Below are 18,721 nucleotides of genomic sequence, written 5' to 3'. Positions count from 1 at the left end.
AACGCTCCCTATGCTTCCCTAATTTATTTTATAATAGCAATTTTTGTACCTTCATTAATTTCAGGATATTCCTTTTCTTCTACGTACATTGATCCTGGTAATGTAGCAGTTTTATCTCCTGTGAAATTAATAGCTATATGACCTAAGTTCTTCAAGTTAGTTTGAACTTCGTTACCTACTGCTGTTATTTTATATTTTTCATCGTCAATTTGTAAAGTCATGCCTGCCTTTATTTCGCCAGATAATTCGTTTACTTTAATGATGTAGCAAGATGGTCTAAGCGCATCTGGAGCACCTTCACCAAATAAGATAACCATTTTAATTTCCTTGAAATTCTTAGCTTCTTCACCAATTTCTATAACTTCTGTTTCGTAAAGTTTAGTCTTTTTCTTTTGTAAGAACATAATAAATCACACCTCATCATCAATTCATTTTTTACTTTTATTTTCCTGAATATAATCCAAAACTAGCTAACCATGCTACAAATACTCGAGGTAAACCGTTTAAGAAACGTGAGTACAATACAGATGTAACCCCAACTTCAACTGTTTCTGGCTTAGCTTCTTCAAGACCTAAACCAACAGGAATGAAGTCACAAGCATTTTGAGTATTGATAGCGAACAATGCTGGTAATGCATATTGTGGAGGAATATGACCTTTACCAATTTCAACACCAATTAGAGTACCGATAACTTGGGCGATTACAGCACCTGGTCCAAGTAATGGTGATAAGAATGGCAATGAACAAATGAAACCTAAAATCATCAAGCCCCAAACGTTACCTGCAAGAGGTACCATGATTTTAGCGAACCAGTTACCAATACCGGAACCCATGATAATACCGATTAGCAAAGCAACGAATGCCATAAATGGAATAATTGTATTCAAAACTGTTTGTACTGATTCCTTAGCAGCTTGGTTAAATGTAGCAACAACTTTACCTACACCAATACCAATCTTAGCGATAAATCCGCCACCATGACCTTGTTGTGTCAACGTCTTAGAAGTATCTATTCCGTCTTCTTTATCAGCTGCAGTTTCTTCTTTGGTAGCCTTTTCATTTTGTTGCTTAACAATTGCTTCTGCATCTTCAGCATTTACTAATGAAATTTGTTTTGGAGTTACAGCAGATACATATAATTCTGGAGTAATGTATTTAGCTAACGGACCACTCTTACCTGTTGGAAGAACATTTACTGTCAAAATATTTTTACTTGGGTAAATACCACAACGTAAAGTACCACCACAGTCAACAATTGCTAATGCGATTTCTTCATCAGGAATTGCTGTCTTAAACCCATCAATAGCTTCCATACCTGTTAATTCAACAATTGTATCAACAATATCTGGTCTGTTACCACCTGTTACATAAACTACTTTATGTTTTTCTTCTGTTGGTGTTACAACGATTGGACCACCCCAACCACCTGAGCCTTTTACGATTTTAATACTGTTCCATTTACTCATAGTTCATTACCTCCAATTAATCCACTGTCTTAGATAACTTAATTCCAGTTGTGCGACATACATAAGCAGTTGTAAAGTCAGTTACCCAACCACCAATGAAATTCATAACCAAACCTACTAATAAGTATCTAATAGCTAAGTCCATACTATTCAAACCTAATTTTTGTACACCTTGTGCGATACCCATCCATACAAACAATTCACCTGGATTGATGTGAGGGAATACCCCATTACTTGTATGACAGAATTGAGCTTGTGCAGCGTAGTAACTTGGCTTGTAGTATTCAGGTAAGAAACGAGCCATTGTAAAGGACATTGGATTACCTAACATAAATGCTGATAAGAATGGCAAAATTAGATAACGTGTAAAGATGTTCTTAGATGCTCCTCTAGCAATCTTATCCATCTTTTCTTCACCTAAGAATGCAATAATTGTATTCATTAAAACCAATAATAGCAATACAACTGGTACGATTGTCTTCATCCAACCAATGAATGTTTTTCCACCTGTTTCAAAGAGGTTCATAAAACCTGATGCAAGATTTACAACTATATCCATGAGATCATCTCCTAATTAAATTTCTTTGACATATTTACCTTCAAATTATTTGCCATTAAACCAATCTTCGTAAATAATGGCATGTTGAACACATTTACACTTGTATCGTAAGCACTTGCTGACAATTTTTGTGTCTTAAAATCAACAAAAGTTTTGTAAGCATTCAATAAACATTGTCTAGTCAATTTATTCATTCTCTTTAACTCTTGATAATCTGCAGCTAAAACCGCGATATTTTTACCTTCGAGTTTCTTCAATGTTCTAAATTTAGCAAACACTGTAACCCCTTGCATTAAACGGGCTTCTTTTATATTTCCATCATTATCTATCGCTATCAACATCAATGAACCTGAAAAGAAACGTTTAGGATTTTTACCAATCAGAATGCGATAAGGTCCTAGTAATCTTAGTTCACGATAATTTCTGGAAAAATTTTTAATTTGAAAGATTCCAAACAATCCTTGTAAGAGAAACGCCCCTACAACAATCAATCCTATTAAAATAATCATCTATATTCCCTCCGTTATCTGTGTTAATGGTAAATCCATGTCATATTCCAACAAATTATTATAAATTTCATCATATCCTGAAATCATAAAGATTAAGTCGTATACGTGAGACAGAATCTTACTCAATTTAGAGTTTAGATTTTGCGGTATACCTATTAAGAAAATAATTCTTACTTCTTTTCCTTGATATTTTACAGCTTTTGATAAGATGCCAACCGTCAATAATATTCTAGAATGATTAGATTTATCAACCATATGCGGAATTGCAATCCCATTTTGGAAGACATTACTCATTTTTTCTTCTCTTTTCTTCCAATCTAGCTTAAATCCTGGTAATAATTCACCTGTTGAAATTTCTGTATCAATTAAATTCTCCACAGCTTTCAAATAGGAAATTCTTTCTTCAAATCTTTGAATTCTAAATTTTACTTGTTGGCTACTAATTCCCGCCATAACTTGCGATAGAGTTACTTTGCTAACTAATTCGTCATTCTTAAAGATACTCTGAATTCTAACAATTGGAGTTGTAACATCTTTACTTTCAAGTGGTAAAGTTGAAAATACAATCAAGTAACGTTCAGATGATTTCTTGAAACTTTCACTACTCTTGAAAATATCCGCTTCAGTTGTTCCTTGAAAAGTTTCATTTAACCTACTAATAATCAAATTTTGAATACTTTTACTTACTTCACCAACAATCGCAACTTTATGATATTGAGGATTCCCTCTTTTTTCATCTTCTATTTCCATTTGATAATAAAGTGCTAAATAACCCAATTCTTTATCTGAAATCTTAATATGCAGTTTACTTTCTAATAAATTAACTGTCATAATAGCTAAATCTACTGCCACTGGATATTTTTCAACAATTTCTTGACTGAATAGATCATCATTTCTCATATATGTGGCACTTCTATTTATCATGAAAATTGAATGATACTTTATCTGTTCAAAGACTCGATTGTAATCAATATCTAGACTGATATTTTCCTTAACTTGACTAAAAATTTCTGCGAACAACTCATCTATCCACATCAAGCGTTTATTTATTCGTTCAGTATTTCTATTACTATAGTTGATATTCAGCGGTATCAATAGGAAACTTTTTTCTGCTTCTGTTATTTCCTCAGAATGTAAATACTTCTTCAATATAGATATAATTTCGTCATTTACTTTAGAACTAGTCAATTCATAATAACAGTCTGGAGTCGTTGAAATTTTTCTACCATGTTCATGTAAGAAGTTAAGTATTTTCAAATGTCTTATTATTAAATTACGTACTGTTTTACTTTTATCGTACTTTCTAACTAATTTGGTTATTTCCTGCTTTTCTTCAATTGCTAGTTTCTCGCCCAAATCATAGTAGTCACAAACAAAGTTACGCAGAATGAAAGCAATCTGACAATCTGCTTTACTTTCTAGCATTACCCCGTTGTTACTTACCGATCGAATAGTAGTATCGTAATCTTTTAATAGAAGTTTTATTTCTTTAATATCACGATTGATTGTACCTTTACTTACCATCAAATATTCAGATAAATCATCAAGTAACATATATCCTTTAGATTTAATCAGCATCAATAATATATACGCTTGACGTTTTAAAGGATTATTGAAATCCAAAGTTGTCTTTAAATAATGTGTCTGAAATTTAGCTAATCTAGCATAATCTTCAACTTTCAAATAATATTTTTGATTTTTTTCTTGAATCTCAGCTATTTCACCTAATTCTTCATTCAAACTCGTTATATACTTTTGTAAAGTTTTCTTAGATACCTGTAACTCACTAACTAACCTATCTACTGTAATCGAATCATTTGTCGTAAGAATCTTAAACAATTGATAGTTTAATACATTCATAACCTATCCCACTTTCTATCCGCGAGATTTTCCTCCGGCAACATTTGTTGTAACACCTGTTATATAACTTGATCTGTCTGATAAGTAGTAGGCAACTAAATCAGCAACTTCTGATAATTTACCACTTCTTCCTAATGGTGTAGTACTCTTACTCTTGTATCCTGCACGGATATCTTCAACCGTTTTGTGTCTTGTATATGCTAAAGCTTCTTCATAAGCTAGTGTTCTTAAACCTGTTGCTTCCATAATTCCAGGAGCTACACCTACTACACGAACATTGAATTCACCTAATTCTTTTGCCCATGAACGTGTTAAACCTACAATCGCTGCTTTAGTTCCTGAATAGATGCTTTGTCCTTGTGAACCTTCCAAACCAGCTTCAGAAGCCATATTAACAATTACACCTGATTTTTGTTTTACTAATTGACGAGCAACAGCTTGTGACATTAAAAATACACTCTTTACATTGACATTGAACATCTTGTCAAAATCATTTTCAGTTAATTCATATTTACTATTACTTTCCTTAGCATCTACTAATAACCTAGGCAAGTTAATACCTGCATTATTTACAACCCCATCAATATGTCCATGTTCTTCAATAACTCTAGCAACTAATGCATCAACTTGTTCTTTATTTGTTACATCTGTCTCTACAAATGTTAAATGATCATGTTCTTCCTTAGCTGGTTGCAAATCTGCATCATATACATATGCGCCGTCATTTAATAATTCTTTTACAATTGCTTCCCCAATACCAGAAGAACCACCTGTTACAATGTACACCTTTTCATTTAAGTTCAACCAGTTCTCACTCATAAGAATTCCTCCAATAACTTTATATCTTTATTACAATTCTTATTTTAGTGTTAACGGTTACAACAATTAATACAAAGAATTTCTAAAATCTGAGAAAAATATTGCACGAATTAAATATTTAAATAAAATTATATAGATAATATAAATTCAAATCAACACTGTGTATGAATTTATTTAAATGAAATACTTCATTAATATATTTAGTATTTGTCGCCATCTTCTTTGTTATATCTACTTTCTCCAAAAACTTCTAATGCCGCAGTAGAATTATGTACAACGTCATTAAAATCTTCACTTGACGCTACACTGGCTGTAGCATTGTTTTCATTGAACCGAGTGCTTGTGAAGATGAATAACCACCGTCAGCAATCTTTTGTTGACTGACACCATACTGTACAGACATTTCTTTGCCTTCTGCCTACATTTTAGCTACATTTTTAGTAGCCTCTGCAGCCTTTTCGCCACCAGTAGTTAGCAAATTAAAAGTCTTAACATAAGCATTTTGTAAATCACTAGCTTTTTGAGCTCCGTCAACTGCAGCAGCTCCTATACCTTTGATAATAGGCATTACTCCTGATAAAACAGTAGAGAATTTAACTGTATAATCAATTAACTTTTTTCTACTAGATTTTATTTTCTCACTCAACTTATTATTAAATGACACTATTTGAAGTGCCTTACAATTGTTAGACAAAGTCTAGCGATTGTAAGGCACTTCATTTTTTCAGTTGACTTTTAATAATCTAAAAATATAGTTTACTCATCTTCGCCAATATGGTCTCACATTACCTATTATACTTAGGCTAATATAAAGAAAAATCCAAATATAAATATGCTTCCATATCCAGTCCCAGAAGAACATCGTGCCAATAATTATAGCTAGTATTACTGTAATTATTAGTATCCACCAAAAACGATCGTCTTTTTTTAACCAGTTATACATTTTCTTCATATCTCACCTCCGGGACTTTCTCATATGATTATTATACCATATTTTACTTTCCCCATAAGCGTCTTAATGCTTCTCTTGATGAGACTGGTCTATCTTCTTTAACCTTAGCGGACATTACTTCGACCAATGTTTCAAATTCTTCTTCATCTGCTTCACGTAATGCTGTTTCGATTTTAAAATTCTTAGTTTGAGTAGCTAATTTATTTTGCCATTCTTCATTAGCTTTCTTATTATCAGATTGTAATTGCTTGATTTCTTCGTTTAAATCATCAACATCTCTAGATGACTTTTGTAAGCTATCTAATTACTTATCTCGTTCTCGTTCACCAAGTTGTGATTTCAAGCCGTCACGTTCATCAGTCAAACCTAAATCCTTCAAATCTTCACGTTTCATGTCAATCTCTCCTATCGTTTTTATTTTACGTGGAACGCTCCACGCTGATTGATTGCATACAAAAAAAGCAGTTTTATGACTTACTCAGGTCGGAATGTTACTCTCTTGATTTACCATCCTTATATAATTCAATTTCATTCATATCTTTTAGATAAATAGCATCTCCATAGTCTAAACTACCAGTTGTGTTATACACAATAGCGTCTCCAACATCATTATCTTCAAGAAAATCTATATCCAAGAGAAACACTTTTACTGATTTACCTTCTTTTAATTGTACATTAACCCATTTACATTGAAATTTATCTAAAATATCATATAAGTTAGTTTCAATACTAATTTTCATTTGTTACCCCTTTAGGTTCATCTACTAAATTCACAATATTCCCTTCAAATTTGCCATGAACTAGTAAACTAGAAATTCCATTGAGCAATCCACGACCATTAGGAACAAGACCATATACTTCAAATATTGTTCCATTTTCATCAATTATCTTTTGACCTGCCACAATATCCGTTCTTTGTACAGTGATACATGAAATATCGTCGTGTTCCAAGTAAAAAACATCTATCGCTTTCATCAATCTTCCTCCAACTTATTAAGTTTATTTGTATATATTTCTATTAATGTCTTTGTATCTTCAATCTCTTTCTCTGTCAAATTCCACTTAGTTGCATTCTTAAGTAAAATATTTCCAGCTTGAATTTCTCTTAAACAAGCATCTTTTTTTATCTACAGGATTTCCATTAACCTTCATTTGTTTAGCATGAATCAATTCTTCTAAAGCTGCTCGACCAGCTTTAGAAGAAAGCATTATAGCGTCATTAATATTTGATGCTTCTGCTCTTTCCCTTTCTAATCTAGCATCTATTTCTTGTCCCATAAGGATTTGACCGCTAGCTTTTCTAAAGACCTTAGTTATTTTATTGAGCTCTAGTTTGCTTATTGGGCTAGAAGATTTATCATTAACCTTCCTTCTATTCGTAGTATATCTTACATCTCGTCTAAATTGCTCAATTATTGGCTTATTTTTAGAAATAATTTGTTTCCTAGCATAATCCCTAGTCAAAATATCATACTTCTTACCATACATCTTGTTAGTTTCTTTAGTGTATTCTCTTAACTTCTTTTGACGTGCTGCAATTAGTGTTTTAGTGCGAGGAGCTATCATCTGCTCGTCTTCTAATTCCTCAACAACTTTCAAACGTTTCTTAGCATCTCTAGTTGAGCGTTCATAATAACGTTGCTTTTGTTGCAAATTACCATTTCTAATTGCTTCTTTAGGATTATACTGGGTCATGTTATTTACATTGACACCTGGAGTAAGTGGAAATAATTTGTGCCTGCAGTTAATTCCTAATGTTCCAGCGGGTTCACCGTAACCGTGATTGTAGATTGAATCATACTTGTCATTATAATTAGGATCATTAGTTGGAACTATATTGACTACCTTGCCTTGAATATAAGCACACGCTTCACGGCTGTTAGAGTAGCTAGACATTAAACTATTCTTGTAACAAATAATCTCTATAAAAGAATTGTTAAGGACAAAATTTATCCTTAACAATTCTTCAATTTCAATATTATTTTTAGCTTACCTACTACCTCATTAAATCAGAAATAATTTCTGCAGCACTCTTGCTCTCATGAATCATTCCAGCGACTGAACCAGCAAATATTATCCCATTCTCTACATCATCTTGATAGACAGCTTTCTGATATGCCTCATCTAATAATTGATTGAATTTTAACTTATCAGTCATTTTGTCTTCTAACTCATATAGCTCTTTAGCTTTCTTATTTACAACTATTCGGCTAGCTACTCCCATTTTTGTACCAATTACACCAATAGAAGTGTCCTTTGATTCAATAATCACTTTCTTCCAATTGTCACCAACGGGACTTTCCTTAGAAATTGAGAAAATTGTACCACATTGTACACCTTCAGCTCCCATCGCCATCGCTGCTTTCACTCCACGATTATCAGCAATTCCCCCAGCTGCAATAACCGGAATTTTTACAGCGTCAACAACTTGAGGCCAGAGTATTTGTGATGTCATAGTTCCAATATGACCTCCACTCTCCATACCTTCAGCAATAACAGCATCTACACCTAGCTCTTCCATCTTCTTAGCAATTTTTACGTTTGGAATTACAGGCATTACTTTTATTCCTGCTTCCTTTAGTTTAGGCATGTACAATTTAGGTGTACCAGCACCAGTTGTTACAATTTTTACTCCTTCTTCAATGACAACATCAACGATTTCTGGAACTTTCTTATTTAAAAACATCAAGTTAACAGCAAATGGTTTATCAGTTAATTCTTTTACTTTATGGATTTCTTCGCGTACCTGTTCAGGTGTATCTTGACCTGAAGCTAATACACCTAGCCCACCAGCATTAGAAACAGCTGCCACCAATCTTGCTTTGGCTACATCTTGCATCGCTCCTTGAATAATTGGATATTTAATTCCTAACATTTCTGTAATTCGATTCATGATTTCTCACCTCAATTATTTAAAATATAAAAAGGATATCTTACAACCATATAGTTATAAGATATCCCAATTGATATTAATGGTAATTACAATTTACTAAATAATTAGAATTGATCGATCAACAATTGACGAATTTCTTCCAAGTATGGTTGACGAGGATTTGCAGTTGTGCATTGATCATCGTAAACACGATCAACCATCTTATCAAGAGCTTTTTCAAATTGTTCTTTAGTTACACCATTTGCAGATAACTTAGGTTCAACGTCTAATTTCTTCATTAAATCGTTAATCTTGTTGCATAATGCATCTACTAATTCAGCATCTGAGTTACCTTTCAAACCTAATGCACGAGCAATATCTGCATAGTCTTTTTGAGCACGATATACTTCATAACGTGGGAATGGTGTACGTTTTACACGACCAGAAGCACCGTTAAATTTAATTACGTGTTGCATAGCAATGGAAATTGCCAAACCATGAGGTAATCCAAATTCCCCACCAGTCTTGTGAGCGATTGAGTGGTTAATACCCAAGAATGCATTAGCAAATGCCATACCTGCTAATGTTGCAGCATAGTGCATATTTTCGCGAGCTTTTTCGCCTTCTAATGTAGGATGTTTTGGATCATACTTATATGAAGCTTCCAAGTTTTCAAATACTAACTTAATAGCTTGCATTGACCATGGGCGTGTGAAATCGGATGCCATGACTGATACATATGATTCAAGAGCATGTGACAAACTATCCAATCCAGATAGAGCTACAGTTCTCTTAGGAACAGTCATTACAAATTCTGGATCTACAATTGCTACTTGTGGTGTCAATTCATAGTCTGTTAATGGATACTTAACGTGTGTATTATCATCTGTAATAACAGCATATGGTGTTACTTCAGAACCTGTACCAGATGTTGTTGGAATTGCAAACATTCTTGTCTTCTTAGCGTGATGGAATTTAACAATTCTCTTACGAATATCAACGAATTTTTGTTGTAATTCTTTAAATACTTCACTAACTTTTTCGTAGCTATCTAAGAATCCTGGTTCTTGATCTAAGGAGTATTCATAGATGTAACGAGCAATCTTTGTAGCATCCAATGCAGAACCACCACCGATAGCAATAACTGTATCTGGTTCGAATTGTGCCATTTGTTGAGCAATTTCAATTGTTTGTCCTAACATTGGGTCAGGTCTTACAGTTCCATAAAGAGCTGTCTTAACTTCATTTTCTCTTGCTGCTAATTGATCGTAAACTTTGTCTACAAATCCAAACTTAACCATTCCTGGGTCAGCTACGATGAATGCACGGTTGATATCTTCAGTTTCATCTTGTAGATAGCTGATAGCATTCTTTTCGTAGTAGATCTTTTCTGGTAAACGAACCCATTGAGGTCTGTTACGTCTCTTAGCAACTGTCTTAACATTTAATAGGTCTGATGTTGATAAATTATGTGACAATGAATTCTTCCCCCATGATCCTGTTCCAAGTGTCAAACTTGCACGTAAGCCATCTGTGTAAATATCGCCAATACCACCAATGGAATCAGGTTGATTTACCAAGATACGAGCTGCTTTAGTTCTATCACCAAATTCTTTTATAAATGGATCGGATTGAGAACCAATTTGGATAGCAGCGTTATGGCCTGCACCTTGATAATCTAATAATGCAGCAACGGTCTTAATACCATCTTCACGATCTTTTGCTTTATATACCGACAATAATGGAGAAAGTTTTTCAGATGATAGCTTTTCACCGATGTTCTTAGCAGAAAGTTCAAATAACATTACGTCTTTACCTTCTGGAAGTTCTACACCAGCTTGTTCAGCAATCCAGCGAGCTGGCTTACCAGCAACTGGGCCATTTACACCATGTCTATCATTGAATACGAAATCTTCAATCTTCTTATAGTCTTTCTTAGGAACAACATATGCTCCTTTTTCTTCCATCTTCTTTAGCCATTCATCATAGATAGGAGCTTCAACAACTGCAGAGTTTTCAGTAGCACAAATCATACCGTTATCAAATCTCTTAGATAGAAGTAAATCTTCAACAGCTCTGTCAAGGTGTGCTGTATGATCAACGTAGATAGCACCATTACCAGCACCTACACCCATTGATGGATTACCAGACTTCAAAGCTGCATTAACCATTCCTGGACCACCAGTAGCTAAAATAGAAGCAATCTTTGGATTTTGAATAAGAGCTGTTGTCTTTTCTAGACTTGGTTCTTCAATCCATTGAATAATGTTCTTTGGAGCACCAGCTTTTACAGCTGCATCATAAACGATCTTTGCAGCATGTGCTGAACATTTTTGTGCTTGTGGGTGGAAAGCGAATACAATTGCGTTTCTAGTCTTCAATGCTAATAATGACTTAAACATTGCTGTTGATGTTGGGTTTGTTGTAGGTACAATACCTGCTAAAACACCAAGTGGAGCTGCAATTTTTACTTCGCCTTTAATCTTATCTTCTTCAATTACACCAACTGTTTTATCATTCTTAATAGCATTATAGACATTTTCAGTTGCGAAACGGTTCTTTGTATCCTTATCTTCTACAACCCCACGTCCAGTTTCATCTACTGCTTCATGAGCTAAAATCAAAGCAGCTTCTGAACCTGCCAAAGCAGCTGCTGCAACAATTTTATCTACTTGTTCTTGTGAGAAAGTAGAATATTCTTGTTCAGCTTTTAATGCTTTTTCTACTAAACCATCAGTGTATGCACGAGCATCTTCTTCTTTGTTGTTTGTCTTGTTAACCATTGCTTTAGCCTCCTACTATAGCTAAATAAACTATAAGTTAATATTTAACCATTAATAAACGATACAAATATAATTATGTTATCGTGAATTAATTCACAAATATTACACTTATAAAATAACATCATATCTACAATAAATCAATACTATTTTTAAATTTAATTTTATTTTTTCTCAGATTTTGTTAAATAAGTCACTTATATCAATCGATTAAAAATACAAAATAAAGCGTAACAAAAAACTTAAAAAATATTTTTTGTAAACGTTTTCTATTATAATTTAATCATATCTCATATGGTACACTTTTACAATATATTCCGAGAATTTTATCAACAAAAAAATAACTTAATGTTGATCAAACGTTAAGTTCATAATTATAGTTAAAATAACACTGTTTTTTACAAATCTCATTAATCGCCATTAATTCCATTTAGTTTAAAAACAACAACATCAGATTATCAAGTGTGTCAATGCTACGTATAACAACTATTTTCATCAAAAAACATCATCTCAAATTAGCTCTGAGATGATGTTTTATTCTAATCATAATTTCTCAATAAATTATACAAAACTCTAATTTTTTCTTTAATATTTTCACCAATATCAGTATCCGCAACTGATTTTCGTTGTAATTCATGCTTTACCACTCGAACCGTTGAAACGATATCTTTCCCGCTTCTAATAGCATCTTGTTTTGAAGTAAATGGTTGATGCGAAACTAGTTGCAAGCCATATGAATTATACAATAATGTATATCCAGCGATCCCTGTTGTTGGCTGATAGGCTTTGGAGTATCCTCCATCAATTACCAACATATAACCCTCTGCGCAGATTGCATTATGGCCTCTTTTAACTGGAGTATGACCATTGATAATATGATTAGTATCATCGCCAGCAAATCCAAATTCTTGTAAAATTTTGATGCAGAAATCCTTATTTTCCCTTAATTTATAATATGGATTCTTTACTTCTTCATGACAAGCTTTATCTGCAATAAAATAACGTTCAAAAGTAGTCATAGATTTCTTACCAAACAGTGGGGAAAGAGCTCCTTGCCATAAATACCACATAAAATCAGTGGCAAAATCATCTTTTACATTTGGCTTAGAGTAAGCTTTTCGAATCATTTTTTCAGAAAAATCAAACAATTTTTTGCCAGAATATTCTTTACTACCAATCTTCAAGCTACAGAAATTTCCTTCTTCATCTGCAGGAATACATCCATGGAATAAGAGATTGCCATTATATGTACGGTACATACTACCTTTATTCATCATAAAATCTAGATGACGTTTTAATTTTGTAGAATGTTGAATGGAAATTAATAATTCATCTACAATCGCATTTTCTTCATCTGTTAATTCACTAGGATTTTTAGGGTCTACAGTGTTGAAACAAGTATTTTGTAACGGATATTCTTTACCATTTAAACTAATTACATTTTTCTTGTAATCTATCTTATTAAGTAAATCTCGATCATCCATTTCCAATTCTGGTCTTCTAGCTATAACTTTCCCTTCAAGCTTAAATTGCATCATCGCAACAGCTTGATGAATTTGCGTGATTTGTAGCTTTTCGCCGTTGAATCTATACCCATCACCATTAGTCAATTTAGGTCTAAATTGAGGATTATCCTCATATTGCTCCTCAGCAAATCTCGAAAGGTGACGTAAGTTAATCCCATAAGCATCTTCTATAATGTTCAAGTTATTATATCTTGCACAAATTCTCAATAAATTCAACATACATAGTTTTGAGCCTGCCATTGCACCTAGCCATAGTAAATCATGATTTCCCCATTGCATATCGACAGAATGATAATTCATCAATCTATCCATAATTTTGTCTGGTTCTTCTCCCCTATCGTAAACATCGCCTAGAACATGTAAGTGATCTACTACTAATCTTTGAATTGTGTAACAGGTAGCAATAATAAATTTATCTGCTTGATCTAATTTCAAAATATTCTTCAAAAGTTGATTAATATAACTTCTCTTATTAAATTCTTGTGGATCGTTATATAATAATTCTTCTGTTATGTATACAAAATTAGGATTTAGTGCTTTACGAACCTTTGAGCGCGTATACTTACTTCCTGATAATTCTAAAAATTCTAATAAGTGGGAAATGTTATCTAAGTACCATTGTTGTAGCTCATTTTCTGTACGTAATTTTTTCTTTACTAGAGCCAATTCATCTTCAGGATAGTAGATTAGCAAAGCAAAATCTTGCATCGTTTGTTCCGTCATTCTATCTGAAAAATAGTCTTGAATTTTCTGTTTAATACTTCCAGAACCATTTCTTAAAACGTGATCAAATGCTGTATACTCCCCATGCAAATCACTTACAAAGTGTTCAGTTCCCTTTGGAAGATGTAAAATTGCTTCCAAGTTCATAATTTCAGTAATCACATCTTGTTTCGTAGGATATTTTTCTTTTAATAAGTTGTGTGAATAAGCATTCATGTCAACTTGCTTATTTACTAATTCTTCATTATCATCAAAATTCATCGCCATCAACCCCTATATTATGGTCATCAATATGGTTTTACATTACGCCTTGAAAAGGTTTTTGTCAATACATTTTAATTATTTAATTACAAACACTTATTCATAAATATTAAACCTTATTTATATGTAAATTAACCATAACTAACACTTAATTAAATGTAAAATTTAAAAAAATAAACTTATCTAGCATTTACCGAACTATATGCATCTCTTTACTCAATATTTAAGTTAATTATGCAAAATACCCTCAAAAGATTCTCTATAACACTTTTGAGGGTATCTTTGTATGTGATATAATTTCAATAGTTATAGTTGCAACGTAATTTTTAGTGAGGTGTTATATATGGAGTATCCTTATCGTGAAAAATTTCTATCTTGGGCTAAAGATGTTAAACATTATCGCGAAAGTACCGTAATGTTGTACGATTATACCGTCAATAGTTTCTATAACTATTTTTATAGTCAATCAGAACATGGTAATGATATTCGTCTTGTCCGACCTCAAGATATCACTAACTATCTTGTAAATATTCAAGAACAACATCATATTGTTGCTAATACTGCTAATAAATATTATTTTCACTTGAAAAAGTATTTTACTTTTCTCTATAGTAATCACTTGATTGATGAATACCCCTTAATCGATTTAAAAACTTATAAAGTCAATAAATATACCAATATTACACTTGGTTGGCAACAATACCTACCTGAAATTTTCAAAATTGCAGAACTTTCCGATGATGCTAAACTTGAACTTTTTTTAATCTCTCAAAACATCGAACCAAAGGGATTACTTAATATTACTTTTGGACAGCTTCGAAACTTTAATACAGAAAATATTGGAATTTTGCTAGATAATATTGAAGTAAAACCCGATAATTATTTTGTATTCTCACTAAAAAACGATCCTGAGAAACCATTGAATTCGCTAAATTCATTATTAATGAGAGTTAGACCTGATGAAGAAATTTTGAATATGACACTAGCTCCTTCAAAATTAAGACAAAGCTATATCTATAATTATCTCCTTACTAATAAAGATAAGTCTGAAATTGAGCTTTTGAATCATCTTCATCTATCTATTAAGTCGCTAGTATATTATCGTCAAAATTTGTTGAATGTTGATTTTAATGAATATGTTTATGAATTGTCATAATTATTGTATTAAATAGTACTTCAAGTGAATTAAATGCTGTTCTATGATAATAATTATCACTTAATACATAATTTTATACATTTAATACATTTTTCTCTTTTGCTGTAAAATGCGTATATACTATACATTGTTAACAGTTACTAAATATAATTTTTAGGAGGTCTTTTTTATGGATAATTGTAACAATTTTACATCATTAAATAATACAGAATTACAGGGTATTATCGGTGGTAAACACGGTTTGGGATACCACATTGTTGATGCAGTAGTTAGTTTTGGTGAAGGTTTTCTTAATGCAATTTAATTATTAATATCAAGAAGGATGATTACTATGAATAATTTACAAAAATTTGAAATAATTTCAGACACTACATTGTCTCATGTAAACGGAGGGTATAATAGGTTAGCCGGTCGTATCGGTCATTATACCGGTAAAGCTGCTTTATGGGGTATAGCGGTTGCAGGTTTATTCTTAATTTGATGTCATTTATAAAGTAAGGAATGATTATTATGAAATACAATAAACTAAAATCAATACTTATAATTATTACGTTCCTTCTAATAATTGTAGATATTTTCACTCGTGGACAAGTTAATGGAATTGTTCCGTTATTTATTATATTAATTGCTGCAAAAATTAGACATGCTAAATATTCAAAAGATAAGAATTAAGCATGTCTTTATAAGATCGGGTCATTATGTTGGGAATATTACAGTTACATTAACTTTTTAGAAGACTTGCGATTTTAATGAAATTAAATATTATACTATTATCAGTTATGTTAGGACTATTTTCTTTAATAAGTCTAGCAAAAATTATCTTAATGCATAGTTTATTTTCTCTTAATATTTGGATAACTATTACAACTTTAATTGTATTATTATTTGCAAATATTAAATTTTATAGAAAAAATAAATAATAATTAGCTAACAAAAAGAGTCTGGGAAAAAAGTCTCAAGACTTAAAGACCGCTAGAAATCACGTTACTAAAAACGTTGATTCCTAGCGGTTTTTAATACAACTATTTTCTAAAATTTATCTGAAAATATAGTTTTTTCCCAGCCTCTTTTATTTCTATCTACTTTTTAGAATTTTTTTAATATCCTTAATTTTTCTAGTACTTATATTATATATGCTACTGTTTTTTAACTTTATTATTTTGGAATTTAAATCTATTTGCTCAATATTAATAAGATTTATTACTGTATTTCTATTACATCTAAAAAATTCTTCATTCTTTTGCTCAATATCCCTTAAGTTACCGATAATAGTAGCTACTGCATCTTCCGCAATTAATTTTATATGCCTATTATTACCCTTTATTGATTCAAAGCTGTATATTTTCTCAATTAATATTTGCTTATATATACCATTCATAATCTCATAAGTAAGAGTACTTTTACTAGGACCACTAATTTCTTTTTGATAATGTTCATATGCTATATCTACACATTCTCTAATTTGGTCAGTCATATTGTTATCCTTATCAATAAAATCTAATGGTGCGACTTTCTTTCGTAAAGTTAATGGCATTAATTCTTGATGAGTTGTTACAAAAACAATTTCTGCAAATCTTAGATATTGTCGAATATGCTCCGCAATATCAAGCCCATTAATTTGTTTATTTTTTAAATCTATATCTAAAAAAGCTAGTACCATTTCTTCTCTATGATTTTCCACATAATTTATAGCATCTACTGGATTATCAGTTGAAATTGCAATTTCCATATCATATGATTTATCCGTATTATTAATCATAATTCTATTTTGAACAATTTGACTAATGGTTTTACGCTGAAGATTATTATCTTCCAATATTAATACTTTTAGCATCTACATTCCCTCCATCATAAAGTCAAATTCTATCGTATTGTTGCTTTGATTGATTTCAAGAGTAAAATTTTCTGATTTTTCTACCAACTGTAATACATTATCAAGCCCTAAACCTGTATGATTTTCTTTTGTTGTATATCCTCGTTCAATAATTTTATTAAGTTCGACTTTTTTGTTAATTTTATTCACAATCGAAAAACTGTAAGCTTTAGAATTATACTTAATCAGTGCCAGATTAATCTGCGGATTATCCTGATTTTGTGATGCCTCTATCGCATTATCAACCAATATCCCTATAATTCTTACAATACTGACAATATCCCCCGGCAAATTATCAATATCATCTATAACTTCCATTGTATATTTAATTCCAAATTCTTGCATTTTTTTAATTTTTACTGCTAATAGATTTCTAATTCCAGATAATTTTATTTTATTTAGATTAAATAAAATCTTAGCTTCATTTTTAGTATCATTATTGGTTTGTTTCAATATCTCTTTTAAATAATTTTCTGCTTCTAATATATTTTTTTCATTTATAGCTCCTTGAATGGCTAACAAAGTATTCTGATAATCATGTCTGGCTTTTCTTAAATCTTGATAACTTTTCTCTAAAGCAGATAAATACTTCTCTTGTTGAATATATTTTTCACGTTGCAACTTATACTGTACTTTTTCTTGATACATTACTATATAATAATCTAAAATAAGTAAAATCATTCCTGTTACAATACCTAAAAAAGCAATTAGAAAACCTTGTACCAATTCCCTTATTCCATATATATCCACTAAAAATAATATCAAACTTTCAGAAAATAATAAGATTAGCACTACTGATATAATGGTTTTTAATAAGATTGTATTATGTTTTATAGTTTCGATAATTTTATTAATCTTATTTCGATTATTCTTTAGTAACAAATAAACCACTATAAGACTAACTATAATTAACACACCTATTAAAAATTCATCAAATTTCGTAATTTTTCCTGCTATTGTACCAACTAAATGTGTTAAAAAAAGTAAAATATTATAATCTAAAACAAAAAATAAATAAATAATTAATAATACTGCTATATCTACTGTTATAATTTTTTTATTTATTACTATTACTTCAATTACCAATACCAAAAGTAACAGTAAATATCTTTCATGGTAATAAATCCCATTATACAGTGATAAAATAAACGCTATACAGATATTTATGATTGATACTATATTCATTCTTTTAAATTGATATGTGTTAAACAATAGTACAATTCCTATTGATAAACTAATAGGAATTAATAATTCTAAGTTCACTAGAAATCCCCCTAAAAAAGAGCCATGAAATCTCACGGCTCTTACAAACGATTATTTAAATTATTTATAATATCTTTACATATTAGATATACAGCAATAAC

Annotated in this window: 18 protein-coding genes and 1 pseudogene; 3 read left to right on the top strand and 16 right to left on the bottom strand. The window is 31.3% G+C overall.

The window, feature by feature from the left end; all coding sequences use genetic code 11:
* Window positions 1–23: 23 nt before the first annotated feature.
* From PTA89_RS09820 to PTA89_RS09755, 14 genes and pseudogenes are all read right to left on the bottom strand, one after another.
* Window positions 24–404 carry a PTS glucitol/sorbitol transporter subunit IIA gene (locus PTA89_RS09820; protein WP_003699445.1) on the bottom strand — a complete coding sequence of 127 codons (381 nt, stop codon included), beginning with the start codon at window positions 402–404 and terminating at the stop codon, window positions 24–26.
* Window positions 405–441: 37 nt separating this feature from the next.
* The gene (gene srlE / locus PTA89_RS09815) at window positions 442–1,467 is read right to left on the bottom strand and encodes a PTS glucitol/sorbitol transporter subunit IIB (RefSeq protein ID WP_003699444.1); all 1,026 of its coding nucleotides are present in this window, start codon (window positions 1,465–1,467) and stop codon (window positions 442–444) included.
* Between the two features lie 16 nt (window positions 1,468–1,483).
* A complete protein-coding gene (gene srlA, locus PTA89_RS09810; protein ID WP_003699442.1) occupies window positions 1,484–2,026 on the bottom strand; it encodes a PTS glucitol/sorbitol transporter subunit IIC in 543 nt (180 codons plus the stop codon).
* A gap of 11 nt (window positions 2,027–2,037) precedes the next feature.
* Window positions 2,038–2,535: a transcriptional regulator GutM gene (locus tag PTA89_RS09805; protein ID WP_004564420.1), complete on the bottom strand. Its 498-nt coding sequence runs from the start codon at window positions 2,533–2,535 to the stop codon at window positions 2,038–2,040.
* Window positions 2,536–4,395 (bottom strand): BglG family transcription antiterminator, encoded by a 1,860-nt coding sequence (locus PTA89_RS09800; protein ID WP_095758326.1) that lies wholly within the window; start codon window positions 4,393–4,395, stop codon window positions 2,536–2,538.
* A gap of 15 nt (window positions 4,396–4,410) precedes the next feature.
* The gene (locus tag PTA89_RS09795) at window positions 4,411–5,214 is read right to left on the bottom strand and encodes an SDR family oxidoreductase (protein WP_003706807.1); all 804 of its coding nucleotides are present in this window, start codon (window positions 5,212–5,214) and stop codon (window positions 4,411–4,413) included.
* Window positions 5,215–5,632: 418 nt separating this feature from the next.
* Window positions 5,633–5,908, bottom strand: coding sequence for a hypothetical protein (locus PTA89_RS09790; RefSeq protein ID WP_324177474.1), 276 nt, complete (start codon window positions 5,906–5,908; stop codon window positions 5,633–5,635).
* A 301-nt stretch (window positions 5,909–6,209) separates the two neighbouring features.
* Window positions 6,210–6,458 (bottom strand): annotated as a pseudogene (locus tag PTA89_RS09785) (phage scaffolding protein); the annotation flags it as partial.
* A 199-nt stretch (window positions 6,459–6,657) separates the two neighbouring features.
* A complete protein-coding gene (locus tag PTA89_RS09780) occupies window positions 6,658–6,906 on the bottom strand; it encodes a hypothetical protein (RefSeq protein ID WP_003708519.1) in 249 nt (82 codons plus the stop codon).
* Window positions 6,896–7,141: a hypothetical protein gene (locus PTA89_RS09775; RefSeq protein WP_034998326.1), complete on the bottom strand. Its 246-nt coding sequence runs from the start codon at window positions 7,139–7,141 to the stop codon at window positions 6,896–6,898. Before PTA89_RS09775 ends, PTA89_RS09780 begins: the two co-directional genes overlap by 11 nt.
* Window positions 7,142–7,240: 99 nt before the next feature.
* Window positions 7,241–8,062 carry a phage minor capsid protein gene (locus PTA89_RS09770; protein ID WP_225355961.1) on the bottom strand — a complete coding sequence of 274 codons (822 nt, stop codon included), beginning with the start codon at window positions 8,060–8,062 and terminating at the stop codon, window positions 7,241–7,243.
* 100 nt (window positions 8,063–8,162) lie between these two features.
* Window positions 8,163–9,059 (bottom strand): NAD(P)H-dependent flavin oxidoreductase, encoded by an 897-nt coding sequence (locus PTA89_RS09765; protein ID WP_098034790.1) that lies wholly within the window; start codon window positions 9,057–9,059, stop codon window positions 8,163–8,165.
* 104 nt (window positions 9,060–9,163) lie between these two features.
* Entirely contained in the window at window positions 9,164–11,821 is a 2,658-nt protein-coding gene (gene adhE, locus PTA89_RS09760) for a bifunctional acetaldehyde-CoA/alcohol dehydrogenase (RefSeq protein WP_324177473.1), read from the bottom strand.
* Window positions 11,822–12,357: 536 nt separating this feature from the next.
* Window positions 12,358–14,328, bottom strand: a complete 1,971-nt coding sequence (locus tag PTA89_RS09755; protein ID WP_081535606.1) for a fructose-1,6-bisphosphatase — start codon at window positions 14,326–14,328, stop codon at window positions 12,358–12,360.
* 343 nt (window positions 14,329–14,671) lie between these two features.
* Here PTA89_RS09755 and PTA89_RS09750 point away from each other — a divergent pair, with 343 nt between their 5' ends.
* The 3 genes from PTA89_RS09750 to PTA89_RS09740 all read left to right on the top strand — a co-directional run bounded on the left by PTA89_RS09750 (window position 14,672) and on the right by PTA89_RS09740 (window position 15,965).
* The gene (locus PTA89_RS09750; RefSeq protein ID WP_081538426.1) at window positions 14,672–15,484 is read left to right on the top strand and encodes a site-specific integrase; all 813 of its coding nucleotides are present in this window, start codon (window positions 14,672–14,674) and stop codon (window positions 15,482–15,484) included.
* 169 nt (window positions 15,485–15,653) lie between these two features.
* Window positions 15,654–15,788 carry a ComC/BlpC family leader-containing pheromone/bacteriocin gene (locus PTA89_RS09745; protein WP_003708535.1) on the top strand — a complete coding sequence of 45 codons (135 nt, stop codon included), beginning with the start codon at window positions 15,654–15,656 and terminating at the stop codon, window positions 15,786–15,788.
* 27 nt (window positions 15,789–15,815) lie between these two features.
* Window positions 15,816–15,965: a hypothetical protein gene (locus tag PTA89_RS09740; RefSeq protein ID WP_157997913.1), complete on the top strand. Its 150-nt coding sequence runs from the start codon at window positions 15,816–15,818 to the stop codon at window positions 15,963–15,965.
* A gap of 594 nt (window positions 15,966–16,559) precedes the next feature.
* Here the strand turns inward: PTA89_RS09740 and PTA89_RS09735 are convergent.
* The gene (locus PTA89_RS09735; protein ID WP_003708542.1) at window positions 16,560–17,318 is read right to left on the bottom strand and encodes a LytR/AlgR family response regulator transcription factor; all 759 of its coding nucleotides are present in this window, start codon (window positions 17,316–17,318) and stop codon (window positions 16,560–16,562) included.
* Entirely contained in the window at window positions 17,319–18,620 is a 1,302-nt protein-coding gene (locus PTA89_RS09730; protein WP_201897501.1) for a sensor histidine kinase, read from the bottom strand. It abuts the gene before it with no gap.
* Between the last annotated feature and the right edge of the window lie 101 nt (window positions 18,621–18,721).

Source organism: Ligilactobacillus salivarius, from assembly GCF_035231985.1.
Taxonomy (GTDB): Bacteria; Bacillota; Bacilli; order Lactobacillales; family Lactobacillaceae; genus Ligilactobacillus; species Ligilactobacillus salivarius.
The sequence above is the reverse complement of the archived record's forward strand: the minus strand, read 5'-3'. Positions and strand labels throughout refer to the sequence as shown.